This window comes from Janthinobacterium sp. Ant5-2-1 (assembly GCF_001445815.1).
Taxonomy (GTDB): domain Bacteria; phylum Pseudomonadota; class Gammaproteobacteria; order Burkholderiales; family Burkholderiaceae_D; genus Janthinobacterium; species Janthinobacterium lividum_E.
This window is the reverse complement of the sequence record NZ_LNCE01000051.1, coordinates 34568-56232: the sequence shown is the minus strand read 5'-3', so window position 1 is coordinate 56232 and position 21665 is coordinate 34568. Positions and strand designations below refer to the sequence as shown.

19 protein-coding genes and 1 tRNA gene are annotated in these 21665 nt (G+C 62.1%); 13 read left to right on the top strand and 7 right to left on the bottom strand.

The annotated features are described in order from the left end of the window. Window positions 1-42 precede the first annotated feature (42 nt). Window positions 43-1515, top strand: coding sequence for an efflux transporter outer membrane subunit (locus ASN89_RS17290; RefSeq protein ID WP_058050168.1), 1473 nt, complete (start codon window positions 43-45; stop codon window positions 1513-1515). Between the two features lie 9 nt (window positions 1516-1524). Here ASN89_RS17290 and ASN89_RS17285 read toward each other — a convergent pair whose 3' ends face one another. Then, window positions 1525-2442 (bottom strand): LysR family transcriptional regulator, encoded by a 918-nt coding sequence (locus tag ASN89_RS17285; RefSeq protein ID WP_058050138.1) that lies wholly within the window; start codon window positions 2440-2442, stop codon window positions 1525-1527. A 112-nt stretch (window positions 2443-2554) separates the two neighbouring features. On the opposite strand from ASN89_RS17285, the gene ASN89_RS17280 reads away from it, so the two are divergent. The 5 genes from ASN89_RS17280 to ASN89_RS17260 all read left to right on the top strand — a co-directional run bounded on the left by ASN89_RS17280 (window position 2555) and on the right by ASN89_RS17260 (window position 8134). Further along, a complete protein-coding gene (locus ASN89_RS17280; protein WP_046686015.1) occupies window positions 2555-3154 on the top strand; it encodes a short chain dehydrogenase in 600 nt (199 codons plus the stop codon). A 113-nt stretch (window positions 3155-3267) separates the two neighbouring features. After that, on the top strand, window positions 3268-4989 hold the full coding sequence (locus ASN89_RS17275) for a dipeptidyl-peptidase 3 family protein (RefSeq protein ID WP_058050137.1): 1722 nt from the start codon (window positions 3268-3270) through the stop codon (window positions 4987-4989). Window positions 4990-5140: 151 nt separating this feature from the next. Beyond that, the gene (locus ASN89_RS17270) at window positions 5141-5836 is read left to right on the top strand and encodes a hypothetical protein (RefSeq protein WP_058050136.1); all 696 of its coding nucleotides are present in this window, start codon (window positions 5141-5143) and stop codon (window positions 5834-5836) included. Window positions 5837-5940: 104 nt separating this feature from the next. Beyond that, on the top strand, window positions 5941-6672 hold the full coding sequence (locus ASN89_RS17265) for a BON domain-containing protein (protein ID WP_058050135.1): 732 nt from the start codon (window positions 5941-5943) through the stop codon (window positions 6670-6672). A gap of 169 nt (window positions 6673-6841) precedes the next feature. Continuing rightward, entirely contained in the window at window positions 6842-8134 is a 1293-nt protein-coding gene (locus tag ASN89_RS17260; RefSeq protein WP_058050134.1) for an MFS transporter, read from the top strand. A gap of 55 nt (window positions 8135-8189) precedes the next feature. Here ASN89_RS17260 and ASN89_RS17255 read toward each other — a convergent pair whose 3' ends face one another. After that, window positions 8190-10337 carry an alpha/beta hydrolase family protein gene (locus ASN89_RS17255; protein WP_058050133.1) on the bottom strand — a complete coding sequence of 716 codons (2148 nt, stop codon included), beginning with the start codon at window positions 10335-10337 and terminating at the stop codon, window positions 8190-8192. 175 nt (window positions 10338-10512) lie between these two features. Here ASN89_RS17255 and ASN89_RS29325 point away from each other — a divergent pair, with 175 nt between their 5' ends. Both ASN89_RS29325 and ASN89_RS17245 read left to right on the top strand, forming a co-directional pair. Beyond that, window positions 10513-11559 (top strand): lysozyme inhibitor LprI family protein, encoded by a 1047-nt coding sequence (locus tag ASN89_RS29325; protein WP_082654615.1) that lies wholly within the window; start codon window positions 10513-10515, stop codon window positions 11557-11559. Between the two features lie 3 nt (window positions 11560-11562). Further along, on the top strand, window positions 11563-12066 hold the full coding sequence (locus ASN89_RS17245; RefSeq protein WP_046686009.1) for a hypothetical protein: 504 nt from the start codon (window positions 11563-11565) through the stop codon (window positions 12064-12066). Between the two features lie 14 nt (window positions 12067-12080). Here the strand turns inward: ASN89_RS17245 and ASN89_RS17240 are convergent, their stop codons facing one another. The 5 genes from ASN89_RS17240 to ASN89_RS17220 form a co-directional block, all read right to left on the bottom strand. Beyond that, the gene (locus tag ASN89_RS17240) at window positions 12081-12479 is read right to left on the bottom strand and encodes a hypothetical protein (protein WP_058050131.1); all 399 of its coding nucleotides are present in this window, start codon (window positions 12477-12479) and stop codon (window positions 12081-12083) included. Between the two features lie 104 nt (window positions 12480-12583). Then, window positions 12584-12659 (bottom strand) — tRNA-Lys (locus tag ASN89_RS17235). Window positions 12660-12727: 68 nt separating this feature from the next. Next, window positions 12728-14494, bottom strand: coding sequence for a GspE/PulE family protein (locus ASN89_RS17230; protein WP_046686007.1), 1767 nt, complete (start codon window positions 14492-14494; stop codon window positions 12728-12730). Between the two features lie 47 nt (window positions 14495-14541). Next, complete coding sequence (locus tag ASN89_RS17225; protein ID WP_046686006.1) at window positions 14542-15330, bottom strand: spermidine synthase; 789 nt, start codon at window positions 15328-15330, stop codon at window positions 14542-14544. Window positions 15331-15418: 88 nt separating this feature from the next. Continuing rightward, entirely contained in the window at window positions 15419-15931 is a 513-nt protein-coding gene (locus ASN89_RS17220) for a glycine zipper 2TM domain-containing protein (protein ID WP_034785134.1), read from the bottom strand. A 401-nt stretch (window positions 15932-16332) separates the two neighbouring features. Here ASN89_RS17220 and ASN89_RS17215 point away from each other — a divergent pair, with 401 nt between their 5' ends. The 5 genes from ASN89_RS17215 to ASN89_RS17195 all read left to right on the top strand — a co-directional run bounded on the left by ASN89_RS17215 (window position 16333) and on the right by ASN89_RS17195 (window position 21663). Then, window positions 16333-16731, top strand: a complete 399-nt coding sequence (locus ASN89_RS17215; RefSeq protein ID WP_034747450.1) for a barstar family protein — start codon at window positions 16333-16335, stop codon at window positions 16729-16731. A gap of 156 nt (window positions 16732-16887) precedes the next feature. Beyond that, a complete protein-coding gene (gene purN, locus ASN89_RS17210) occupies window positions 16888-17496 on the top strand; it encodes a phosphoribosylglycinamide formyltransferase (protein WP_034747453.1) in 609 nt (202 codons plus the stop codon). Between the two features lie 21 nt (window positions 17497-17517). Beyond that, on the top strand, window positions 17518-18837 hold the full coding sequence (locus ASN89_RS17205) for an RsmB/NOP family class I SAM-dependent RNA methyltransferase (RefSeq protein WP_058050130.1): 1320 nt from the start codon (window positions 17518-17520) through the stop codon (window positions 18835-18837). 125 nt (window positions 18838-18962) lie between these two features. Continuing rightward, entirely contained in the window at window positions 18963-20321 is a 1359-nt protein-coding gene (locus tag ASN89_RS17200; protein WP_058050167.1) for a mechanosensitive ion channel family protein, read from the top strand. 133 nt (window positions 20322-20454) lie between these two features. Next, window positions 20455-21663 (top strand): fatty acid desaturase, encoded by a 1209-nt coding sequence (locus ASN89_RS17195; protein ID WP_046686002.1) that lies wholly within the window; start codon window positions 20455-20457, stop codon window positions 21661-21663. The last annotated feature ends 2 nt before the right edge of the window (window positions 21664-21665 follow it).

The following is a 21665-nucleotide window of genomic DNA, read 5'->3' as shown; positions in this document are numbered from 1 at the left end:
AGCCCGCACGTGCAGCACCTCAAGAACAAGAAGGTACACATCATGCAAACAGTATTGACGAAAATCGCGCTGGCCGCTTCCCTTGCCGTGGCGCTGTCCGCCTGCGGCACCGTGGGCCAGGATTTTACCGCGCCGGGCAATGTCGCCGGCGCCGACACCTTCCGCCATGGCGCGGCCGCGGCGGATGCCGCACAGCTGCCCAAGGAGTGGTGGAGCATCTACGGCGACGCCACCCTGAACCGCCTCGAGCAAAGCGCGCTGCAGGACAACCCCAGCGTGAAAGCGGCCGGCGAGCGCTTGCTGCAGGCGCTGGCGCAAAGCGGCACGGCGCGCGCCAACCAGGGCCCGAGCGTGAACGTCAGCACGGGGATCTCGAACTCGCGCACCTCGGCCAACACGTCGCAGGGCCTGGCCCTGGGCAACCGCTCCATCAGCGGCAATAATTTTTCGATCGGCGGATCGCTGTCGTATGAAGTCGACTTGCTGGGCCGTGTAAAACGCATGGTCGAAGCGGCCGACTCGCAAGCCTTGGCGGCGCAGGCCGACCGCGACGGCGTGCTGCTGATGCTGTCGTCGCAAGTGGCCAGCAATTACTGGCAGCTGCGCGGCCTGGACGCGGAAATAGCCATCCTGAATGGCGCGCTGGACACGCGCCGCGAGTCGGCGCAGCTGGTCGAAGCGCGCTTCAATGCGGGCTTGACGAATGAGCTGGACCTGGCGCGCGCGAAAGTCGAGCTGTCGAACGCGCAGGCCGACTTGCACGAAGTCAAGCGCCAGCGCAACCAGCTGGAAAACAGCCTGGCTACCCTGACGGGCAAGCCGCCGTCGGCGCTGCAATTGCCGGTGGCCGCCGATCCGTCCATCTTGCCGCTGCCGCCGGTCGTCCCTGTCGGCTTGCCCGCCAGCCTGCTGGCGCACCGCCCGGACCTCGTTTCCAGCGTGGCGGGCCTGCGCGCGGCTAACGCGCAAGTGGGCGTGGCCGAAGGCGCGTTTTATCCGTCGCTGCAATTGACGGGCAATTTCGGCTACGCGTCGGAAAAGCTGCGCGACCTGGCGCAGGGCGGTTCGCGCCAGTTCAGCTTTGGTCCGCTGGCCCTGTCCCTGCCGATCTTCGACGGTGGCCGCAACCAGGCCAATCTTGACCTGTCCAAGGCGCGCTATGCGGAAGCCGTGGCGAACCATGAAACGAAGCTCTTGACGGCCTTGCGCGAAGTGGAAGATGCGCTGTCCGACGTGGAGCAGCGCCAGTTGCAGGGCGACGCCCAGGCCCTGTCGCAGGAAGCGGCGGCGCGCGCCTACCTGGTGGCGCGCACGCGCTACGAGCGCGGTATCTCGACCTACCTGGACGTCACCGATGCGCAGCGCAGTTCGCTGGCAGCGGACCGCGCCGCCGCGCAGATCAAGACCCAGCGCCTGCTGGCGACCGTGGCCGTGGCCCGCTCTTTAGGTGCCGGCTGGCAGCCGGACGGCGAACTGGCCAAGCTGGCTTCCGCGCCAGCCTCGAAGGTGAACTAGGCACGACGATTACGTGAGCGCGGCCGGTGGCGGTGTCGCCGCCGGCCCGTAGCGTTCCAGCAGAAAATCGATGAAGGTCGTCAGCTTCGGCGTGGGCTGGCGGTCGCGCGGATACAGCACATGCATCAGGCGCGGCGCCGGCACGTAGTCGGCCAGCAGCGGCACCAGCCTCCCCGCCGCGATATCGTCGGCCAGCAAAATCTCCGCCTGCATGACGATGCCGAAGCCGTGCAGGGCCGCCATGCGCAGCGCCTGCCCATTGTTCGAGCGGAAGCGGCTTTCGGCCGCAGCGCCATCGTGGCGCGCTTCCTTGCCGCTCAGACGCCAGCGCATGTGGCGCGACCACTGCATGAAATCCACGCATTCGTGCCGCGCCAGGTCGTCCGGCGTGCGCGGCGTGCCGTGCTTTGCCAGGTAGGCGGGCGAGGCGCAGATCACCATCGCATAGGGACGCAAGGGCCGCGCCACCATGCCGGAATCTTCCAGCTTGCCGATGCGGATGGCCGCATCGAAGCCTTCCTCCACCAGGTCCACCATCCTGTCATTCAAATTGAGTTCCAGGCTCACGTCCGTGTAGGCCGTCAGATAGTCGGCCATCAGCGGCGCGATGCATTCGCTGCCGAAGGACACGGGCACCGTGATTTTCAGCTTGCCGCGCGGCGTGGCGCGCATCGCTTCCGCGCCCGTTTCGGCCGCCGCGATCTGCGCCAGGATCTGGCGGCACTGGTCCACGTATTGCCGGCCGATTTCCGTCAGACTTTGCCGGCGTGTCGTACGCGCCAGCAGGCGCGCACCCAGCCGCTCTTCCAGCTGCTTGATGTGCTTGCCCACCATCACGGGAGAGATGCGGAAGGTGTCGGCGGCCGCCGTGAAACTGCCCTGGTCGACGACGGACACAAAGATTTCCATGCTGCGCAATTTATCCATGGGCACCTGATTGAAAACTACAGATTAGTAATCTTGTAAATTCTAGCGCATTTATTCCTTTTTGGAAGCGGCGCATACTGGCTGCATCGTTCAACCCACACAAGGAAGCAGCATGAAAATCGTCATCATCGGCGCCAGCGGCACCATCGGCAAGGCCGTCACCGCACAACTGGCGCAACGCCATGAAATCATCGAAGTGGGCAGCCGCACGGGCACGCACCAGGCCGACATGGGCGACATCGCGCAAGTGCGCGCCCTGTTCAAGCGCATTGGCAAGGTCGACGCCGTCGTCGTCACGGCCGGCAAGCTGCACTTCGGCCCGCTGGCCGAATTCACGCCTGAACAGTTCCAGCTGGGCCTGGACAGCAAGCTGATGGGCCAGGTCAACGTGGCGCTGGTGGCGCAGGAATACCTGAACGACGGCGGTTCGATTACCTTGACCAGCGGCATCGTGGCCGAGCAGCCTATCCGCTTCGGTGCGGCCGCCAGCATGACGAATGCGGCCGTGGAAGGTTTTGTAAGGGGGGCCGCCATCGAACTGGCGCGCGGCGTGCGCATCAATGCCGTCAGCCCCACGGTGCTGGAAGAATCGCTGGAAGCGTATGGACCCTTCTTCTACGGCTTCGAACCGGCCGCCGCAAGCCGCGTGGCGCTGGCCTACAGCCGCAGCGTGGAGGGGGCGCAGACGGGGCAGGTGTACAAGGTCTGGTAAGCGGCTTGCCATGCCATGGGGCAGGTGGGACAATCGCAGGCTGAGCAAGAAAGCGGTAGCGCGCCATCCGCGCCATCCGCTTTTTTTCCGAGAAAAATCCAACCGAGACCTCCATGAAAAAACTCCTGATTCCCCTGCTGATGGCTGCCGCCGTCGGCAGCGCCTGCGCCGCAACGCCGGCAGCCCCGGCCACCGCGCAACAACTGGCGGCCATGAGCGCCCGCTACGCACCCGTCGCGCTGACGGCCGATGTCACGCACCTGTCCGCGGGCGACCGCCAGGCCATCGCCAAGCTGGTCGAGGCGGCCAAGCTGGTCGACGTGCTGCAACTGCGCCAGCGCTGGTCCGGCAATGAAGCGCTGTGGGCGGCACTGAAGAAGGACAGGTCAAAGCTGGGACAGGCCCGCCTGAATTATTTCTGGATCAACAAGGGACCATGGTCGATCCTCGACGCCCACGCCTCGTTCATGCCGGCCAGCTATGCCGGCATCGCCATTCCCGCGCACAAGCCGGAAGCGGGCAATTTCTATCCGCAGGGCGCCACCAAGGCCAGCCTGGAAACGTGGATGAATGGTTTGTCGCCAGAGGACAAGCAGCAGGCGCAATGGTTCTTCACGACGATTCGCGCTGGCAAGGACGGCAAGTACCAGACCGTCAAGTATTCGGACGAATACAAGGTGGAACTCAAGCAACTGGCCAAGCTGCTCGACGAGGCGGCCGCCGCCACGGACAACGCTTCCCTGAAGAAATTTCTCACCCTGCGCGCCAAGGCCTTCCTCGACAACGATTACCTGCCGTCCGACTTCGCCTGGATGGACCTCGATTCGCCCGTCGACATCACCATCGGCCCGTACGAGACGTATAACGACGAGCTGTTTGGCTACAAGGCCGCGTTCGAGGCCTACGTGAACATCCGCGACCAGGCGGAAACGCAGAAGCTGAACTTCTTCGCCAAGCACATGCAGGAACTGGAAGACAACCTGCCGCTCGACGCCCAGTACCGCAACCCGAAAGTGGGCGCGCTGGCGCCGATGGTGGTGGTCAACCAGGTGTATGGCGCCGGCGACGGCAATATGGCCGTGCAGACGGCCGCCTACAATTTGCCGAACGACGAGCGCATCATCAGCGCGCGCGGCTCCAAGCGCGTCATGTTGAAAAACGTGCAGGAAGCCAAGTTCAAGGCCACCCTGACGCCGATCTCGAAATTGGTGCTGACGCCCGAAGCGCAGCAGGACGTCGATTTCAATTCCTTCTTCACGCACATCCTCGCGCATGAAATCATGCACGGCCTGGGCCCGCACGCCACCACCGTTGACGGCAAGCCATCGACGCCGCGCCAGGACTTGAAGGAAGCGTATTCGACCATTGAGGAAGCCAAGGCCGATATCACGGGCCTGTTTGCGCTGCGCTACATGATGGACAAGGGGCAACTCAAGGACACCTTGGGCCAGGGCGACGTGGCCGAGCGCAAGCTGTACAACACCTTCCTCGCCTCGGGCTTTCGCACCCTGCATTTCGGCCTGACGGATTCGCACGCGCGCGGCATGGCCATCCAGATGAATTACATCCTCGACAAGGGCGGTTTTGTGTCGCTGGGCGATGGCAAGTTCGGCGTCGATTTTGCCAAGATCAAGCAAGCCGTGATCGACCTGGACCGTGAGTTCTTGACCATCGAGGCGACGGGCGACTATGCGCGCGCGAAAGACCTGATGACCAAGTACGTGGTGATCCGTCCCGAAGTGCAAGTGGCGCTCGACAAGATGAAGGCCGTGCCCAACGATATCCGCCCGGAATTCGTCACGGCGCGTGCGCTGGACAAGGCGGCGAAGAAATAAGCCTGAGCTTGACTATTGTCAGCTTGGAAAGCCGGCGCACTGCGCCGGTTTTTTTTCGTCTTTATTTATGAATAGTTGCCAGTTTTTCCTTGTGGAAATATTTTCACCGCTTACTCTGCAGTGGTAAATCCCCCTTTTTCCTGTTGATCCCATGTTGAAACTATTCTCGCTGTTGTGCGTGTCCCTTGCCTTGCCTGCCGTGGCAGCCGCCCAGCTTACCGATCTGGAAACCCGCTGGCTGCAGGCGGGCCAACCCGTCATCGCGTTTGCGCGTGCGCAAGGCTTGCCCATCGATATCATCGTGCAGCCGCAGGATGCGCCCGGCGCCGTGCCGCTGGCGCTGGGTTACGAGGCAGGGCGTTGCAAGCTGGTGCTGTCCTTGCGCGGCAATGCGCAGGCGGACAGTGTCTTGCAGGGCGTGCCGGCCGCGCGCCACGGCCTGATGATGGAAGCGATGACGGCGCATGAGATCGGCCACTGCCAGCGCTATGCGCAGGGCGACTGGCATGCCTTGCCACGCGGCTTTGTCGAGCCGCGTAGCATTCAGATGGGCAAGTTGACACCGCTGGCGCAGGAGTTGCGCGAGACGCGCCGCGAAGAAGGGTATGCGGACCTGGTGGCCCTGGCCTGGATGCATGGCCGCCACCCGGGGCAGTACCAGGATGTGCTGTCCTGGATGCGCGGCGTACGGGTCAGCGGCGAGGTTGCGGGCGGCGGTGCAGGCGGTTCCCACGCCACGCAAGGCTGGCTGGCGCTGGCCGATGGCGCGGGTGTATTTGATGGGTCCGCTTCAATATTTGAACAGGCGCAAGTATTGTGGCGAAAGGGCTTGAGCGGCGACAAATAAAGGCTGATTTTTATGTGAATGGAGTGTCAGCGTGTGCTGTCGCACGGAGCTTTGCTTCCGGCAGGGGTCTAATCTGGGCATCAACTAACCAGAGAGGAACCATCATGAACAAAATGATCGCACTCATGCTGGCCGCCAGTGCCAGCGCCCTGCTTGCCGCCACGCCAGCGTATGCGCAGGATGCCTCGTACAAGAGTTTGACGGACAAGGCAACGGCCGACTACAAGCAGGCCAAGGCCGCCTGCGACGCCCAGAGCGGCAACGCGAAAAAAGTCTGCGTGGAAGAAGCCAAGGTGGCGCGCGCCAAGGCCGACTCGGATGCCGTGGCGCAATACCGCAACACGCCGCGCGAACTGGGCAAGGCCCGCAAGGACGTCGCCAATGCCGAGTATGACCTGGCCAAGGCCAAATGCGGCGACCGCACGGGGGCCGAGAAAACCACGTGCATGAACGATGCCAAGGCAGCGAAAACGGCGGCGCTGGCCGACGCGAATACGGGCGCCAGGGATGGCACCAACGTGGCGCAAAATCCACCCGCCACGACGAAGGAAAACTGCGACGCCATGGATGCGACGGCCAAGGCCGCCTGCGTGACGCGCAACGCGGCAGGCAGCACCAAGACGGCCGTGGCCGACTCCGTCATCACCACCAAGATCAAGGCCGACCTCGTCAAGGACAACGACTTGAAAGCGCTCGACGTGCATGTGGAAACGGTGAACGGCGTCGTCATGCTCAGCGGCTTCGTGCCATCCCAGGCGCAAGTGCAGAAAGCCGCTGACCTGGCCCGTGGCGTGGAAGGCGTGACGGATGTGAAGAATGGCTTGAAGGTGAAATAAGCCCATTCCGCACAGGCCTCAAAACGAGGACTGGAGCCGCACGCGGCAGTGTGGCTCCAGTTTTTTTTGATTGTATAAATTACGATCATAATATAACATGAGAAAAATCCAATCGGCTGGCGCTGATCGGCATCCACTCTTTCTCTTCACTCTTTCTCATGAGGACTGCATGCTTTCCTATCCCTTTTCGCAATGGCTGGAGCGGCGCGGCGTGCACTTTGCCTGGGTCATCGTCGCCATCACTTTCCTCACGGCCTTGACCTCGTCCGCCGCGCTGGGCTTGCCGGGTGCGCTGATGCAGCCCTTGAGTCGCGAATTCGGCTGGGATGCCGAGCAGATTTCCTCGGCCCTGGCCGTGCGCTTCGTGCTGTTCGGTTTGATGGGGCCGTTTGCCGCCATCCTGATGGAACGCTTCGGCTTGCGCAATGTCATCTGCGTGGCCCTGGGCCTGATCGCAGCGGGCATGCTGCTGGCCACGCGCATGACGCAGTTCTGGCACCTGGTGGCCCTGTGGGGCATTCTGCTGGGTCTCGGCTCGGGCATGACGGCGCTGGTCTTGAGCGCCGTGGTGGCGAACCGCTGGTTCGAGACGCACCGGGGCCTGGTGGTGGGCGTGCTGACGGCCAGTTCGGCTACGGGCCAGTTGCTGTTCCTGCCCGTGGGCGCCTGGCTGATCGAGCACTACGGCTGGCGCACGGCCGTCATGCCCGTGTTTGCCGCCTGCGCCATCGTCGCCGTGCTGGCTTTCCTGTGCATGCGCAACCGTCCGCAGGACGTGGCCTTGCGTCCGTACGGCGCCGACCCGGCCACGCCACTGGTGGTGGCGCCGGCCGCAAAAATGACGTTTTCCACGCCGTTCGTGATTTTGCGCAGCGTGGCGACGAACCGCACTTTCTGGATATTGTTCGGCACCTTCTTCATCTGCGGCCTCAGCACGAATGGCTTGATCCAGACCCACTTTATTTCCCTGTGCGGCGACTCGGGCCTGTCCGCCGTACCTGCCGCGTCCGTGCTGGCCATGATGGGTGCGTTCGACCTGTTCGGCACGATCCTGTCCGGCTGGCTGTCGGACCGCTATGACAACCGCAAACTGCTGTTCTGGTACTACGGCTTGCGTGGCTTGTCCCTGTTCTGGCTGCCGTATTCGGAATTCACCCTGTACGGCCTGTCCCTGTTCGCCATGTTCTACGGCCTCGACTGGATCGCCACCGTGCCGCCGACCGTGAAACTGGTGGGCGCCACGTTCGGCCGGGAGCGGGCGGGCATGGTGTTCGGCTGGATCTTCGCCGGCCACCAGCTGGGCGCCGCCGTGGCCGCCTATGGTGCGGGCCGCATCCGCACCCTGATGCTGACCTACAACCCGGCCCTGTTCGCGGCCGGCGCCGCCTGTCTGGTGGCCGCGCTGATGGTGCTGGCCATCCAGCGGCAGAAGGCGGCCGCGGCCGCCGCCCAGCCCGCATGAAAAAAGCCAGGCCCGCGCGTGCGGAGCCTGGCTTTTCAAGTAGCGTGCGGCGCGATTATTTCAAGTACTTGGCCAGCCAGCCCTCTACTTCGCTATAGAAGAAGCGACTGTTCTCGCCCTTCAAGATCCAGTGGTTTTCGTCCGGGAACACGAGCAGTTTCGCCGGCACGTTCAGACGCTGTTGCACGGCAAAATTCATCAAGGCATTGTTGGCCGGCACGCGGTAGTCGAGCTCGCCCACGGTGATCAGGATCGGCGTCGTGAAACCCGTGCCTTTTTCGTGGTTGCCCGCTTGCATGATGGGGCTTTGCTCGCGCCACACGGGCAGGTTCGACCAGACGGGGCCGCCTGCATTGGTTTCACGGCCGAAACCGCCGTCGCTGGTACCCCATTGCATGATCAAGTCCATTTCGCCCGCGTGCGAGACGATGGCCTTGTAGCGCGTGGTGGTCGCTTGCAGCCAATTGGCCAGGTGGCCGCCATAGCTGGCACCGCCGGCGGCCAGTTTCGTGCCATCAATGAAGGGATATTTCTTGATGGCTTCATCGACGCCCTGGTTGACTTCATCGCCCGGACCCTTCAATGGATCGAACTGGATGGAGCGCGAAAATTCCTCGCCATAGCCGGTGGAACCCTTGTAGTCGGTCAGCAGCACGACATAGCCTGGCTTGGCCAGCAAATGATAGTTCCAGCGCAGCACGAACTGGTCGCGCCACATGCTGGCCGCGCCGCCATGGATGACGGTAAACAGCGGGTATTTCTTGTTCGGATCGAAGTTGGCCGGCTTGACGAGCATGTTATGGATCTGGCGGCCGTCGGCCGTTGTGAACCAGAAATGCTCGGGCGCCTGCCAGTCGATTTTATCGGCCTTGTCCGTGTTGAAGGCCGTCAGGCGCTTCGGCTGCTTGCCGTTGAAGGCGTAGATTTCCGGCGGGTTGATGGACGACTCCCACACGCCGACCAAGGCCTTGCCGCCGCTGCTCAGCGAATTGATGGTACCCGTCGGCAAGGATGGCTCCTCGCGCACCTCGCCGCCTTTGGCGTCGATCGAATACAGCTTTTCCAGGCCCGCATGTTCATAGCTGAAGATGACGCGCTTGCCGCCTTCGGGCAGCACGAAGCGGGAGATTGAACGGTCCAGCTTGGCTGTAAGGATGGTCGGGGCAGGGTTGCTCATCGGCCAGGCGAAACTGGCCAGGCGCTTCACGTCATACACCTTGCCTGGCGTTTCCGCGTCGCTCAGGGCGAACAGGGCCTTGCCGTCGGCCGCGAATTTCAGGCTGCCATAGCTGTGCTTGCCTTGCGTCAGGCGCTGCGCTTCGCCACCGGCCACGGGCAGCAGATACAGTTGCGAGACGACGGCTTCGCGCTGGGCCGCGTCGCGGTTGGTGGCCGCGTTGAAGACGACGGCCTTACCGTCCGGCGTCCAGACGGCGTCCAAGGATTGTCCCTCGTCGCCCTGGCCGCCGCCAAAGCCCGGCAAGGCAACCAGTTGCGTGCCCGACAGGATGTCGCGCGGCTTGGCGTCCGCTTGCGCATCAACGACGAACAGGCGCACCTGTTTGTCGGTCAGCCACTTGTCGAAATAGCGGGGCGCCGTCGTTTCATAGGAGCGGGCGCTGACTTTGCGCTCCTTGCGCTCTTTCGCGCTTTGCTTGACGTCGGCTTCCGTCTTGTTGCCTGGATAGATGTCGCTGATGAACAGCAATTGCTTGCCATCCGGACTCCATTTCGGCATGCGCGCGCCCATGGTCAAGCTCGTCAACCGTTGCGCTTCGCCGCCGGCTGCCACGTCGAGGCGGTAAATCTGGCCCGCTTCATCGCCGTCGCGCTTGGCAACGAAGACCAGCTGGCGGCTGTCCGGCGACCAGGCCACGGCGCTTTCGCCACTTTTGGAATACGTCAGGCGCCGCGCGGGGCTGTCGTCGCCAAGGGACTTGATCCACAGGTCCGACCATTGCTCCTTGCTATCGTAGGCGCTGTCGACCACGGAAAACACGGCCCACTTTCCATCGGGGCTAGCGACGGGCGCGCCCACCCGTTTCATCAGCCACACGTCTTCATGCGTGATGGCGTGTTTGGCTTGCGTTTGCGTGGCGACAACTGCGGTGGTGGCCTTGGTATCGGCGGCATGGGCAAGCGAGGCGCAGGCCGCTGCGATCAGCAGGGAGCCGAGGGAACGGCGAAGACGGGGTGAGGTCATGGGCGTGGTCCGGAGTAGTGAAAAAAGTACAGCGGGCAACATTATTGCCCATGATTTCCTGCACTGCCAAGGCTGGGTACCGTTACTTACCAAGAGGGATGGTCACGTATTGGGCGGACGCGCCATGGCTGATCAGTTAAACTTGTTCTTTTACTGACGCTACCTTTGGCCGGCCATGAAAATTAGTCTACCCTTATTGAAAACGATATTGCTGGGCGCAAGCTGCCTGCTGGCCGCCCCGGGTTTTGCCGCCGCGCCCGCTCCCTACCCGAACACGAGCGCCATGGGCGTGGGGCACGCGGAAAGCACGGCCTGGTATGCGGGCTGCTTGAAGGTCAAGGATGCGGCGCCGCCGCCGGCCGACCTGCCGGCGCCATCGGCGGTGGCGTCCCTGCAGCAATGCCAGGCAACGGACCTGTATTACGATACCAAGAGTATGTCCGCGCCCAAGCCGGCCGACTGGCGTCCCGTGCGCCATTGCGCCATGGCCACGCAAAACAGCGCCGTCCTGATGATGCTGTACCAGAATGGACAGGGTGTGCAAAAAGACCCGTTGCTGGCGCTCAAGTATGCGTGCAGCATCGATGCGGCGCCGGCCGAAATGCGCGGCCGTATCGAGCACTTGCAGCAGATCAATGCCAGCGGACGCGGCATGATCGACCTCTGCGATGACATCACCAGCGGCTACATGATGGGTGTGTGCAGCGCCATCGATGCGCGCCAGAAACAAAGAGTGCGCGGGCAGGCGACAGCCAAAGTCAGCGAAGCAATGCCGGCCGCGGCGCAAACGTCGCTGCAAAAGCTGCAGGCGGCAGCAAGCAAGTTTGCCGATGCGCGCGCGGCCAATGAAACGGACTTGAGCGGCACGGCGCGCGCCGCCCTGAGCATCGCCGCCCGCACGGCCGAGCTCGATTTGCTGGCGCACGATTTGCGCGAATACGAAGCCGGCAAGCTGCCAGCCGCCGTGTCCAAAGAGCAGGCGGCGGCGCTCGACAAGGAGCTCAACGCCATCTACGGCAAGCTCATGAAAAAGCCGGCGCAAACCCATGCGGGCGCCGTAAGCAAGGATGGCATCCGCGCCACCCAGCGCCTGTGGCTGGCCTACCGCGATGCCTGGATGAACTTTGGCGCCGTGCGCTACCCATCCGTGACGAGCGCAACCTGGGCGGCCATGCTGACGTCGCGGCGCAATGTGCAACTGCAGGATTTGCTGGAGAATTGAAACATGCGGGAAGCGTACTACCACGAAGACGATTTTTGCATGATCGAACTGCTGCCGCTGGATAACTTGCAGCACTGTCTGACGCAGATGGGCGAGCAAGAGGCGTTTGCCGACGCGCACCGCAGCGGCGCCGGCTGGACGCAGATGTACGTGCCCGAGGCGCCGCCGTCGCAGATGGGCGCGCTGGGCCTCACGGCGGATCAGCTGCGGCTGGCGCTGGCGGACGTCTTGCCGCCGTATGACGCCGTTTACACGGGTTACAGCACCTACCGAGTGGAATGCAAGAACGTGCTGGCCTTTGGCGGCGAGAAGACGGAGACCTTGTTTGCCGGCCTGGACGACAAGGGCATCGTGTGCGACCTGTGGTGCAGCGACGCCATGCCCGAGCTGTTGCTGCTGCCCTTGAAAGAGCGTTTGCTGCTGGCGGACTGGGGCGCGGGGTTTGCGTGTCCCTTGGCCGATGGGGAACTGTTTGCCCGCTATCTGCAGGAATACGAACTCGATTAGCGTAGGTAAACTTACTATTCGCAGGCGATGGCGTTCGGCTGCGCCACTTTGGTGATCGACGCAAGGCGCGCCATGTCGTTGCCGTCGCCTTGCTCCACATACGGTTGATAGCTGTCGATGACGATGCGGGCACGCGCTTGCCAGCCGCAATTGTCGGCCTGGCGCGCGGGCACACGCAGCAGACGGCGTGCCTCGCCATCGTTGCTGAAACAAAACCACGCATCGTGCGTGGCGGCAGGGCGGGGCAAGCGGCCCCACTGCGCCTTGTCGGGCGCGAAGCAGACGCGGTTGCCGATGATTTGCAGGCTCATCTCGTCCGTGCGCGCGCTGTACTGGCCGTCGAGCACGATCGGTGGCTGCGCCTGTGCGGACAGGCAGGCGGTGGCCAGGAGGAGGGTGGCGGCAAGTTTCATGCGTTTCTTTCAGGGCTGGCAAGACGAAGAGCCAGTATAACCGCGAGCGCCGGAAACGAAAAAAGCCCATCCGTGAGGATAGGCTTTTTAGTACTGCGCATTCGTGGTAGGCCGTGCGGGATTCGAACCTGCGACCAACGGATTAAAAGTCCGCTGCTCTACCAGCTGAGCTAACGACCCGAAAGAGGCCGCATTATATATCAGTTGAAAAAGAATGCAAAGCATTCCTGCTAGAAAGTGCTGGCTTGCTAATGCAGGGCTGCCGTGAGTTTCAACACTTCATCGATGCTGGTCGTGCCATCGATGATTTTACGGGCGCCGGCGATGCGCAGCGGCGTCATGCCGTCGAGCAGACTCTGGCGGCGCAGCGCGTGCAGGTCGGCGCCGGCCTTGACCAGCTGGCCGAACGTTTCCGTCACGCTCAGCAGTTCGTAGATGCCGGCGCGCCCCAGGTAGCCGCTGTGCCGGCACAGGGCGCAGCCGACGGGGCGGTAGGCTTCGTGGGGGCGCTCCAGCTGGCCGCCCGTCAGGCGTTGCCATGCGGCGGCGCCCGGGGCGGCATCCAGCTGTTTGCAGTCCGGGCACAGGCAGCGCAGCAATCGCTGCGCCAGCACGCCGATCAGGCACGCTTCCAGCAGATAGGCGGGCACGCCCAGTTCCAGCAGGCGCATGACGGCCGAGGGCGCGTCATTGGTGTGCAGGGTCGACAGTACCAGGTGGCCCGTCAGCGCCGCCTGGATGGCCATCTCGGCCGTGGCCAGGTCACGGATTTCTCCCACCATGATGATGTCGGGATCTTGCCGCATCAGTGCCCGCACGCCATCGGCAAACGACAGTTCGATGCCGGCCTGGGTTTGCACCTGCATCTGGTTGAAGGCCGGCTCGACCATTTCGATGGGGTCTTCCACCGTGCACACATTGACTTCGCTGCTGGCCAGCGCCTTCAAGGTGCTGTACAGCGTGCAGGTCTTGCCCGAGCCGGTAGGGCCCGTCACCAGCACGATGCCGTGCGTGCGCGCCGTCAGCTGGCGCCAGCGTTCGGCATCCGCCGGCGGAAAGCCCAGGTCAAACAGGCTCTTGACGGCCACTTCCGGGTCGAAGATGCGCATGACGAGCTTTTCGCCGAAGGCCGTGGGCAAGGTCGACAGCCGCAGTTCGACTTCCTGGCCCTGCGCATTGCGCGTCTTGATGCGGCCATCTTGCGGGCGGCGCTTTTCCACCACGTCCATGCGCCCGAGCAACTTGATGCGCGCCGTCATGGCCAGCAGCACGACGGGCGGCAGCTGATAGGCCTGGTGCAGGCGGCCGTCGATGCGCAGGCGCACGAGGCCCGCGTCGCGCTTCGGTTCCAGATGGATGTCGGAAGCGCGCTGGGCAAACGCGTATTGCCACAGCCAGTCGACGATGCGCACCACGTGCTGGTCGTTGGCGTCCAGGCTGGTCTTGTTGCGCCCCAGTTCCACCAGCTGTTCGAAATTGTGGCGCAGCGCCAGGTCTTGCGTGGACGCTTGGCGGGCCACCTTGACGGAGCTGGCCAGGCTGAAAAATTGCGCGATGGCGTCGGCGATGTGCAGCGGGTTGGCGATGACCAGACTCAGCTTGCGTGGCGCAAGATTCCCCAGCTGCGCCTGCCAGGCGAGCGCATACGGCTGCGCCGTGGCGATGACGATGCGTTCCGGCGTGCTTTCCACTGGCAGGATGTTGAAACGGGCCGCATAGCCGGCCGTCATGACGTCGGCCACCTGGCTGAAATCGATGTGCAGGGGATCGATGTGCACATACGGCAAGCTGGAGCGTTGCGCCAGCCACGCGCACAGGGTGTCGAGCGTCAGTGCGCCGTGGGCGATGCTGCACAGCGGATGCATGGCCGGCGCGGGCAGCAGGGCGGCCTGGGCAGCGATGGCCGCCGCTTGCGCCGCATCGAGCATGCCGTCTTCCTGCAGCCAGGCCAGCAGTTGCGGCAGTGCCAGCGAGGTATTGGGAGAAGCGGGAGAGGGCGGATGGGAAGCGGGCATGGCCGGCGCCTTTCCTGGCTGCCGGCCTTGCCTGGATAAACCGGCGCTTACAGGGTGCTGACGATGCCCTTGACCCAGGATTTGGCGGGCAGCTTGGTCTCGGCGACGATCTGTTTTGCACGCTCGAGCAGGGCGGCTTGCGCCTCGGTATCGAGTGGCACTTTCGTCTTGAAAGCGATCGCCACCACGTTCCCATCATGGACTTCCGGCAGGCAGATCACCTGTTCAAACGCAAACTTCATCGCCTTGATGTTTTTCGCGTAGCTGGGATGGTCGCCGAACAGGTTGACCGTCATGATGCCGTGCGGCGCCAGGCAGGCGCAGCAGGCGGCATAGAAATCGGCGCTGTCGAGCACGGGACCGCGCGCCGTGGCGTCATACAGGTCCACCTGCAGGGCGTCCAGGGTGCCGTGATTGGCGTCGTCGTTGACATAGTCGAGCGCATCCATCTCACGCACGTGCAGGCGCTCGTCGTTGGGCGGCAGCTTGAACATCGATTCGCAGATGGTGATGACGGAAGGATTCAGTTCGATGGCCTCGACTTGCGCCTGCGGGAACTGGCGGTAGCAGAACTTGGTCAGCGCGGCCGTGCCCAGGCCCAGCTGGGCGAGACGCTGCGGTTGCTCGATCCACAGCATCCACGCCATCATCTGCTGCGCGTATTCCAGTTCCGGCCAGTCCGGCTTGCGGATGCGCATGGCGCCCTGCACCCATTCCGTGCCGAAATGCAGATAGCGCACGCCATCCATTTCCGACAGGGTGACAGGGGCGTAGCGGGGCTTGCGCGCGGGGCGCGAGGATTCGACTTGTTCGATGGATTTTCGTTTGATAAGCATAAGGCGGCCTGAAAGTGTGCCGCATTATAGCGTGCCATAAAAAATGCCGACCCTTAGGGATCGGCATTTTAATACGCCCAATACTGAGTTATTGCTGTGCTGGTTCGATCGATACGCGCAAGCGGATGCGCTCGCCCGGATCGTAGGACATGATGCTCGTGTAGTTGCGGCCGCGGTAGTCGTAGGTGACTTGGTAGCCATTGTTGCGCGATTCCCAGTGGTCGACCTGGCGGCATTGCTTGACGGCTTGTTCCTGCATGCCGCCCTGGTAATTGTTCTGGTTGTCGACACGGTCGCCGACGACGGCACCGGCAATCGCGCCAGCGGCTGCCGCGGCCGTGCGGCCATTGCCGCCGCCGACCTGGCTGCCGAGCAGGGCGCCGGCGATACCGCCGACGATGGAGCCGCCAGCGCTGCGCTGTTGCGGCGGCGCCTGGACTTGCACGTATTCCGTACGGCATTCCTGGCGTGGACGGTTGATCTGTTCCACTTGCGGCACGACGCGCACGACCTTGCCGAAATCTTCAAAGTCGGCGGCCTGGGCGAGTGGCAATGCACCGATACAAAGGGCTGACATCATCAATTTGGCTTGCAAGTTCATTTGTAACCTCGTTATCTAGAGAATCTTTCAGGGTATTTTTTACAACTTGGGACTATAGTAATCCCGCCAGACCGGGACAAGTGTTTCGGCTGGCAACAAAATGTAACAGCCCAAGTCCCTTGCCCCACAGTCTGTAACATGCACTTTCAATCGATACAAGATGTTGAAATGACTTGAAACCAGCGGTTTGTAACAAATCTTGCGTTTGACATCATATTCGGGTTGATTCATGCAGGACAACACGTTACCCTAATACGCGTATGGCTTATATAAAATCGCACTGAATCGCATAAAAGTTGATACAGATCGAATCACCGCGTGCGCATTGACCCGCGTGCGGGGATGCAATAAGAAGAGCAGCTAGAAGAGATCCATACATAACAGGTCGATTTGAGGGAAAAATGAGTTTGTTACTAACCGTGCCGCCCAACCTTGTCCAGTCCATCCGTGCCTTTCGCGTGACCGAATTACAAGACGAGGCGATCCGTCTCGGGCAGCACTTTTTATATGCGCATTGCAACGCTGGACAGACCAAACAACAAGTCATCGGCATTATTGCAGAAGCATTCCTGTTTCCGAAAAACCTGGCGAAAAATTTCGATGCCCTGCGCCTGTGCCTGACGGACACCATGTTCAAGGCCGGCACGCAGACGGGCTTTCTGGTGGTGCTCGAGCAATTGCCAAATACGCAAAAATTCGACAAGGAAGCGCGCGAGATCCTGCTTGACGTGTTCCGCGACGCGGCCGACTACTGGGCCGAGAAGAAAGTCCCGTTCCGCGTCTTCTATTCGTTCGAGTAAACACTTACTCACGTTGTGATGGCGTAAAATCAGCCTTTTTCCGGCTTGGCAGGCAGCATTGTCCGGCGCAAGCGCTTGTTGTGCGATCATGTTGCGACGCAACAATATCGCCGGCCTTTCTTGGTTCGCATCGCCATAGCGGGTACAATGCGCGCTATGAAAAATATCGTTATCCTCATTTCCGGACGCGGCAGCAACATGGAAGCGGTCGTACGCGCGGCGCAAGCCGAGCAATGGCCAGCCCGTATTGCCGCCGTCATCAGTAACCGGGCCGATGCCCAGGGATTGGTTTTTGCCGCGGAACATGGGATAGCGACCGCAGTCGTTGCCAACAAGGATTATGCCAGCCGCGAACAGTTCGATGCGGCGCTGCAAGCCGTGATCGACGGTTTTGCCCCCGACCTGGTCGTGCTGGCCGGTTTCATGCGCATCCTGACGCCGCCCTTCGTCGAGCATTACGCGGGGCGCATGCTCAATATCCACCCGTCGCTGCTGCCGCTGTTCCCGGGCATGGCGACGCACCGCCAGGCGCTCGAGGCTCGTGTAACGGAACACGGCGCGACCGTGCATTTCGTGACTGCCGAGCTCGATCATGGCCCCGCCGTGGCGAGCGCGAAAGTCCCCGTCTTGCCAGGCGACACAGAAGAGAGCTTATCGGCGCGCGTGCTGGTACAGGAACATCTGCTTTACCCGCGCGCCATCCGCCTGTTCATTGACGATAAACTGTCAGTCGAGCATGGCCAGGTCCGCGTGGACCCTCAATAAAATATTACAGAAAGAATAACAATGAGATTGCCACCAGCGATACTTGCCAATGCTGAAGAAGTATTGCGCGAAATTTTACGTTTCACGGCCCCGGCCGACACCACCCTGTCGCGCTATTTCCGCGACCATCCGCGCCTCGGTTCGCGCGAACGCGGCGCCATCGCCGAAGGCATTTATGCCGTCCTGCGCAACAAATCGTTCTTCACGGACTTCGCCGAAGCGGGCAGTGGCCCGACCATGCGCCGTTTGACCATCCTCGGCCTGGCCGAAGCCGTCGGTGCGGACTCCTTGGGCGGCCTGACGGAAGAAGAAGTGGAATGGCTGGAACGCATCACGCAGATCGACCGCAGCCTGATGCCGTCGAACATGCGTGCCAACATGCCGACCTGGCTGTTCGACAAGCTGATCGCCCAGTTCGGCGAAGCGGAAACCATGAAGCTGGCCGATGCGCTGAACGCGCCGGCGCCGCTGGACTTGCGCGTGAACTCGCTCAAGGCCACGCGTGACGACGTGATGCTGGCCCTGGCCGAAGCGCCGATCCTCAGCACGCCGACGCCGTTCGCGCCGCTGGGTTTGCGCGTGATCAAGAAGCCATCGCTGCAAAACCTGCCATTGTTCCAGAGCGGCGCCATCGAAGTGCAAGATGAAGGCAGCCAGATCCTGTCGCAGATCGTCGGCGCCAAGCGCGGCGAGATGGTGGTTGATTTCTGTGCCGGCGCGGGCGGCAAGACGCTCGCATTGGGCGCGCTGATGCGCAACACGGGCCGTTTGTACGCATTCGACGTGTCGGAAAAACGTCTGGCCAAGCTGAAGCCGCGCATGGCCCGCAGCGGTCTGTCGAACGTGCATCCGGTACAGATCGCGCATGAGCGCGATGCCAAGATCAAGCGCCTGGCCGGCAAGATCGACCGCGTGCTGGTCGATGCCCCATGCAGCGGCCTGGGCACCCTGCGCCGTAATCCGGACGTGAAATGGCGCCAGCAGCCGAATTCGATCGTCGAGCTGCAAGCCAAGCAGGCAGCCATCCTGGCTGGCGCGGCGCGCCTGGTCAAGGGCGGCGGCCGCCTGGTGTACGCCACCTGCAGCTTCCTGAACGAAGAAAACGATTTTATCGCCGAGCAATTCCTGGCGGCCCATCCGGACTTCACCCTGGTGCCGATGAGCAAGGTGCTGGCCGAGCAGAAGATCGAGCTGGAAATGGGCGACTACCTGAAATTGTTGCCGCATCTGCACCAGACCGACGGCTTCTTCGCCGCCGTGTTCGAGCGCAAGGTCATGCCGAAAAAAGTCTACGCCGATGAAAAGCCGGCCGACGACGTTGACGCTGAACCAGCCGAATAAGTTTGTCACGGGCCATCGCTGCAGCATCGCAGCGGTGGCCATGCACTTGCGCCAGCCAGTCTGGCGCAGGCTGTGGGCACCCCGCCCGTTTGTTTTCCCGCACCACCTTCCAGATTCCATCCGCCATGAATGAAACCCCGCTGCTCAATCTGATCACTGACTTTGTCGACGATTTCCGTCAACCGGCCATCCTGTGGCAGGCGCTGGTCATCGTTGCCTGCCTGGCCCTGAGCTGGCTGCTGGTGCGGCAGTTGCGCGTGTTCCTGCACCAGCGGGCGGAAGCGGCCGCCACGCCGGCCACGCCGGAAACCTTGCAGCGCACCGATAGTTTTATCCGCATCCTGACGCCTGTGCTGGCGGCCATGCTGCTGGGCATTGCGCAGCATTTCCTGGCCAAGTTCCAGTCGGTGAACTTGCTCAGCATCGCCATCCCCCTGTGCACGTCGATGGCGCTGGTGCGCTTCGGTTTTTATGTGCTGCGCCGCATTTTTGCCCGCCATGGCGACATCAGCCCCACCATGTTGTTGTTGGAAAAGATCTTCACGGTCGTGGTGTGGGCCGGCATGGCCCTGTACATCACGGGCCTGTGGCCGGAACTGCATGCCTTCCTGGAAAGCATCGTCGTACCGCTGGGACGCAACAAGGTGTCCGTGGCTGCCATCTTGCAAGCCGCTATTTCCGTAGCCGTGCTGCTGGTGCTGGCCATGTGGGCCGGCACATCGCTCGACGAGCGCCTGATGAAAATGCAGGGCCTGCACACTTCCTTGCGCGTGGTGCTGTCGCGCATGGGACGCGCCGTGCTGATCCTCGTTTCCGTGCTGGTCAGCCTGTCGCTGGTGGGCATCGACCTGACGGTGCTGTCCGTATTTGGCGGCGCTTTCGGCGTGGCGCTGGGTTTTGGCTTGCAAAAGATCGCCGCCAACTTTGTTTCCGGTTTCATTATCCTGCTCGACCGCAGCCTCACCATCGGCGACATGATCACGGTGGGTCAATTTACGGGCAAGGTCACGCAGATCAATACGCGCTATACTGTGTTATTGGGTGGCGATGGGGTTGAATCCATCGTGCCCAATGAAATGCTGATTTCCGGCGGCGTGCAGAACATGTCGCTGAGCAACCGCATGGTCTGGCTGTCGACGGCCGTGTCGGTGGGTTACGAAACGGACCTGGACGTCATCTTCCCCTTGCTGGAAGCGGCGACCGCCAAGGTGCCGCGTGTGTCGCAAAGCAATCCGCCATCGGCCACCCTCGTGCGTTTCGGCGCCGACGGCCTCGATGTGCAGATCGGCTTCTGGATCGCGGATCCGGAAAACGGCACGGGCGGCGTGAAGTCGAATGTGAACCGCGCCATCTGGCGCACCTTGCAGGAACATAAGGTCACTGTACCGTTTCCGCAACGCGAATTGCGTATTGTTGGTACGCCTCCTGCCCCGCTCTCCAGCGCGGCAGACGGTGAGTCCGCGCCATCCGGCACCCAGCCTTAACCTCGCTGCCTGCCTCCGATTTTGCCTGATAGCACCCATTAGGGCGTACAATCACGCCTAAAATTAACTCTGCCGGACCTCCAGAGTCACTGGAGCGACCGTGCGCACGCCCTGTCCACTTGGAGTAGTAGTAATGACATTGAGTTCCGTTTTACACGACGTTTTGCAGTTCATGGCAACTGGCATTACTGATCTGTCCGCATGGCAAGTTTTCCTGTACACCATGGTGGTCACTCACATCACGATCGCCAGCGTCACGATTTACCTGCACCGCCACCAGGCCCACCGCGCGCTGGAATTGCATGCGCTGCCCAGCCATTTCTTCCGTTTCTGGCTGTGGCTGACGACGGGACAGGTCACCAAGGAGTGGGCTGCCATCCACCGCAAGCACCATGCCAAGTGCGATACGGAGGAAGATCCGCACAGCCCCGTGACGCGCGGCATCAAGAAAGTGTTCTGGGAAGGCGCCGAGCTGTACCGCGCTGAATCGAAGAACATGGAAACCATGGCCAAGTACGGCCATGGCACGCCGACGGACTGGATCGAGCGCAACCTGTACACCAAATACAGCTGGCTGGGCGTGGTATCGCTGTTCGTCATCAATTTCGTGTTGTTCGGCGTGATCGGCATTTCCGTGTGGGCCGTGCAAATGATGTGGATTCCGATCACGGCCGCCGGCATCATCAACGGCATCGGCCACTACTGGGGCTACCGCAACTACGATTGCGCCGACGCGGCCACCAACATCATTCCTTTCGGCATCCTGATCGGCGGCGAAGAGTTGCACAACAATCACCATACGTATGCGACGTCGGCCAAGCTGTCGTCGAAATGGTATGAAATCGATATCGGCTGGGCGTACATCCGCGCGCTGGAAATGCTGGGCCTGGCCAAGGTGAAAAAGCTGGCGCCGGAACCGAAGTTCTCGCACGGCAAGCTGGAAGCGGACTTCGAGACCTTGCAGTCGGTCATCGCCAACCGTTATGATGTGATGGCCAAGTACGCGAAATCGATCAAGCATGCCTGGAAGGAAGAGCTGGAACACCTGAAACACAAGGCGGAACTGGAAAAGCGCTTCCTGAAGTCGTCGCGCAAGCTGATGCAGCGCGAACCGGGCAAGCTGGCCGATGCGCACCACGAACAGTTGTCGGAACTGTTCCAGCACAGCAAGGCGCTGGAAACCATGCACCACATGCGCGTGGAACTGGGCGCCATCTGGGAGCGTTCGCACTTTACGCGCGAGCAGTTGCTGCAAAAACTGCAAGACTGGTGCACGCGCGCCGAAGCGTCGGGCATCAAGTCGCTGCAGGATTTTTCCTTGCGCCTGCGCAGCTATGCCTGAGT

Coding starts and splice junctions, on each gene's coding strand:
- ASN89_RS17290 (WP_058050168.1), top strand. CDS start 43: ATGCAAACAGTATTGACGAAAATCGCGCTGGCCGCTTCCCTTGCCGTG.
- ASN89_RS17285 (WP_058050138.1), bottom strand. CDS start 2,442: ATGGATAAATTGCGCAGCATGGAAATCTTTGTGTCCGTCGTCGACCAG.
- ASN89_RS17280 (WP_046686015.1), top strand. CDS start 2,555: ATGAAAATCGTCATCATCGGCGCCAGCGGCACCATCGGCAAGGCCGTC.
- ASN89_RS17275 (WP_058050137.1), top strand. CDS start 3,268: ATGAAAAAACTCCTGATTCCCCTGCTGATGGCTGCCGCCGTCGGCAGC.
- ASN89_RS17270 (WP_058050136.1), top strand. CDS start 5,141: ATGTTGAAACTATTCTCGCTGTTGTGCGTGTCCCTTGCCTTGCCTGCC.
- ASN89_RS17265 (WP_058050135.1), top strand. CDS start 5,941: ATGAACAAAATGATCGCACTCATGCTGGCCGCCAGTGCCAGCGCCCTG.
- ASN89_RS17260 (WP_058050134.1), top strand. CDS start 6,842: ATGCTTTCCTATCCCTTTTCGCAATGGCTGGAGCGGCGCGGCGTGCAC.
- ASN89_RS17255 (WP_058050133.1), bottom strand. CDS start 10,337: ATGACCTCACCCCGTCTTCGCCGTTCCCTCGGCTCCCTGCTGATCGCA.
- ASN89_RS29325 (WP_082654615.1), top strand. CDS start 10,513: ATGAAAATTAGTCTACCCTTATTGAAAACGATATTGCTGGGCGCAAGC.
- ASN89_RS17245 (WP_046686009.1), top strand. CDS start 11,563: ATGCGGGAAGCGTACTACCACGAAGACGATTTTTGCATGATCGAACTG.
- ASN89_RS17240 (WP_058050131.1), bottom strand. CDS start 12,479: ATGAAACTTGCCGCCACCCTCCTCCTGGCCACCGCCTGCCTGTCCGCA.
- ASN89_RS17230 (WP_046686007.1), bottom strand. CDS start 14,494: ATGCCCGCTTCCCATCCGCCCTCTCCCGCTTCTCCCAATACCTCGCTG.
- ASN89_RS17225 (WP_046686006.1), bottom strand. CDS start 15,330: ATGCTTATCAAACGAAAATCCATCGAACAAGTCGAATCCTCGCGCCCC.
- ASN89_RS17220 (WP_034785134.1), bottom strand. CDS start 15,931: ATGAACTTGCAAGCCAAATTGATGATGTCAGCCCTTTGTATCGGTGCA.
- ASN89_RS17215 (WP_034747450.1), top strand. CDS start 16,333: ATGAGTTTGTTACTAACCGTGCCGCCCAACCTTGTCCAGTCCATCCGT.
- purN (WP_034747453.1), top strand. CDS start 16,888: ATGAAAAATATCGTTATCCTCATTTCCGGACGCGGCAGCAACATGGAA.
- ASN89_RS17205 (WP_058050130.1), top strand. CDS start 17,518: ATGAGATTGCCACCAGCGATACTTGCCAATGCTGAAGAAGTATTGCGC.
- ASN89_RS17200 (WP_058050167.1), top strand. CDS start 18,963: ATGAATGAAACCCCGCTGCTCAATCTGATCACTGACTTTGTCGACGAT.
- ASN89_RS17195 (WP_046686002.1), top strand. CDS start 20,455: ATGACATTGAGTTCCGTTTTACACGACGTTTTGCAGTTCATGGCAACT.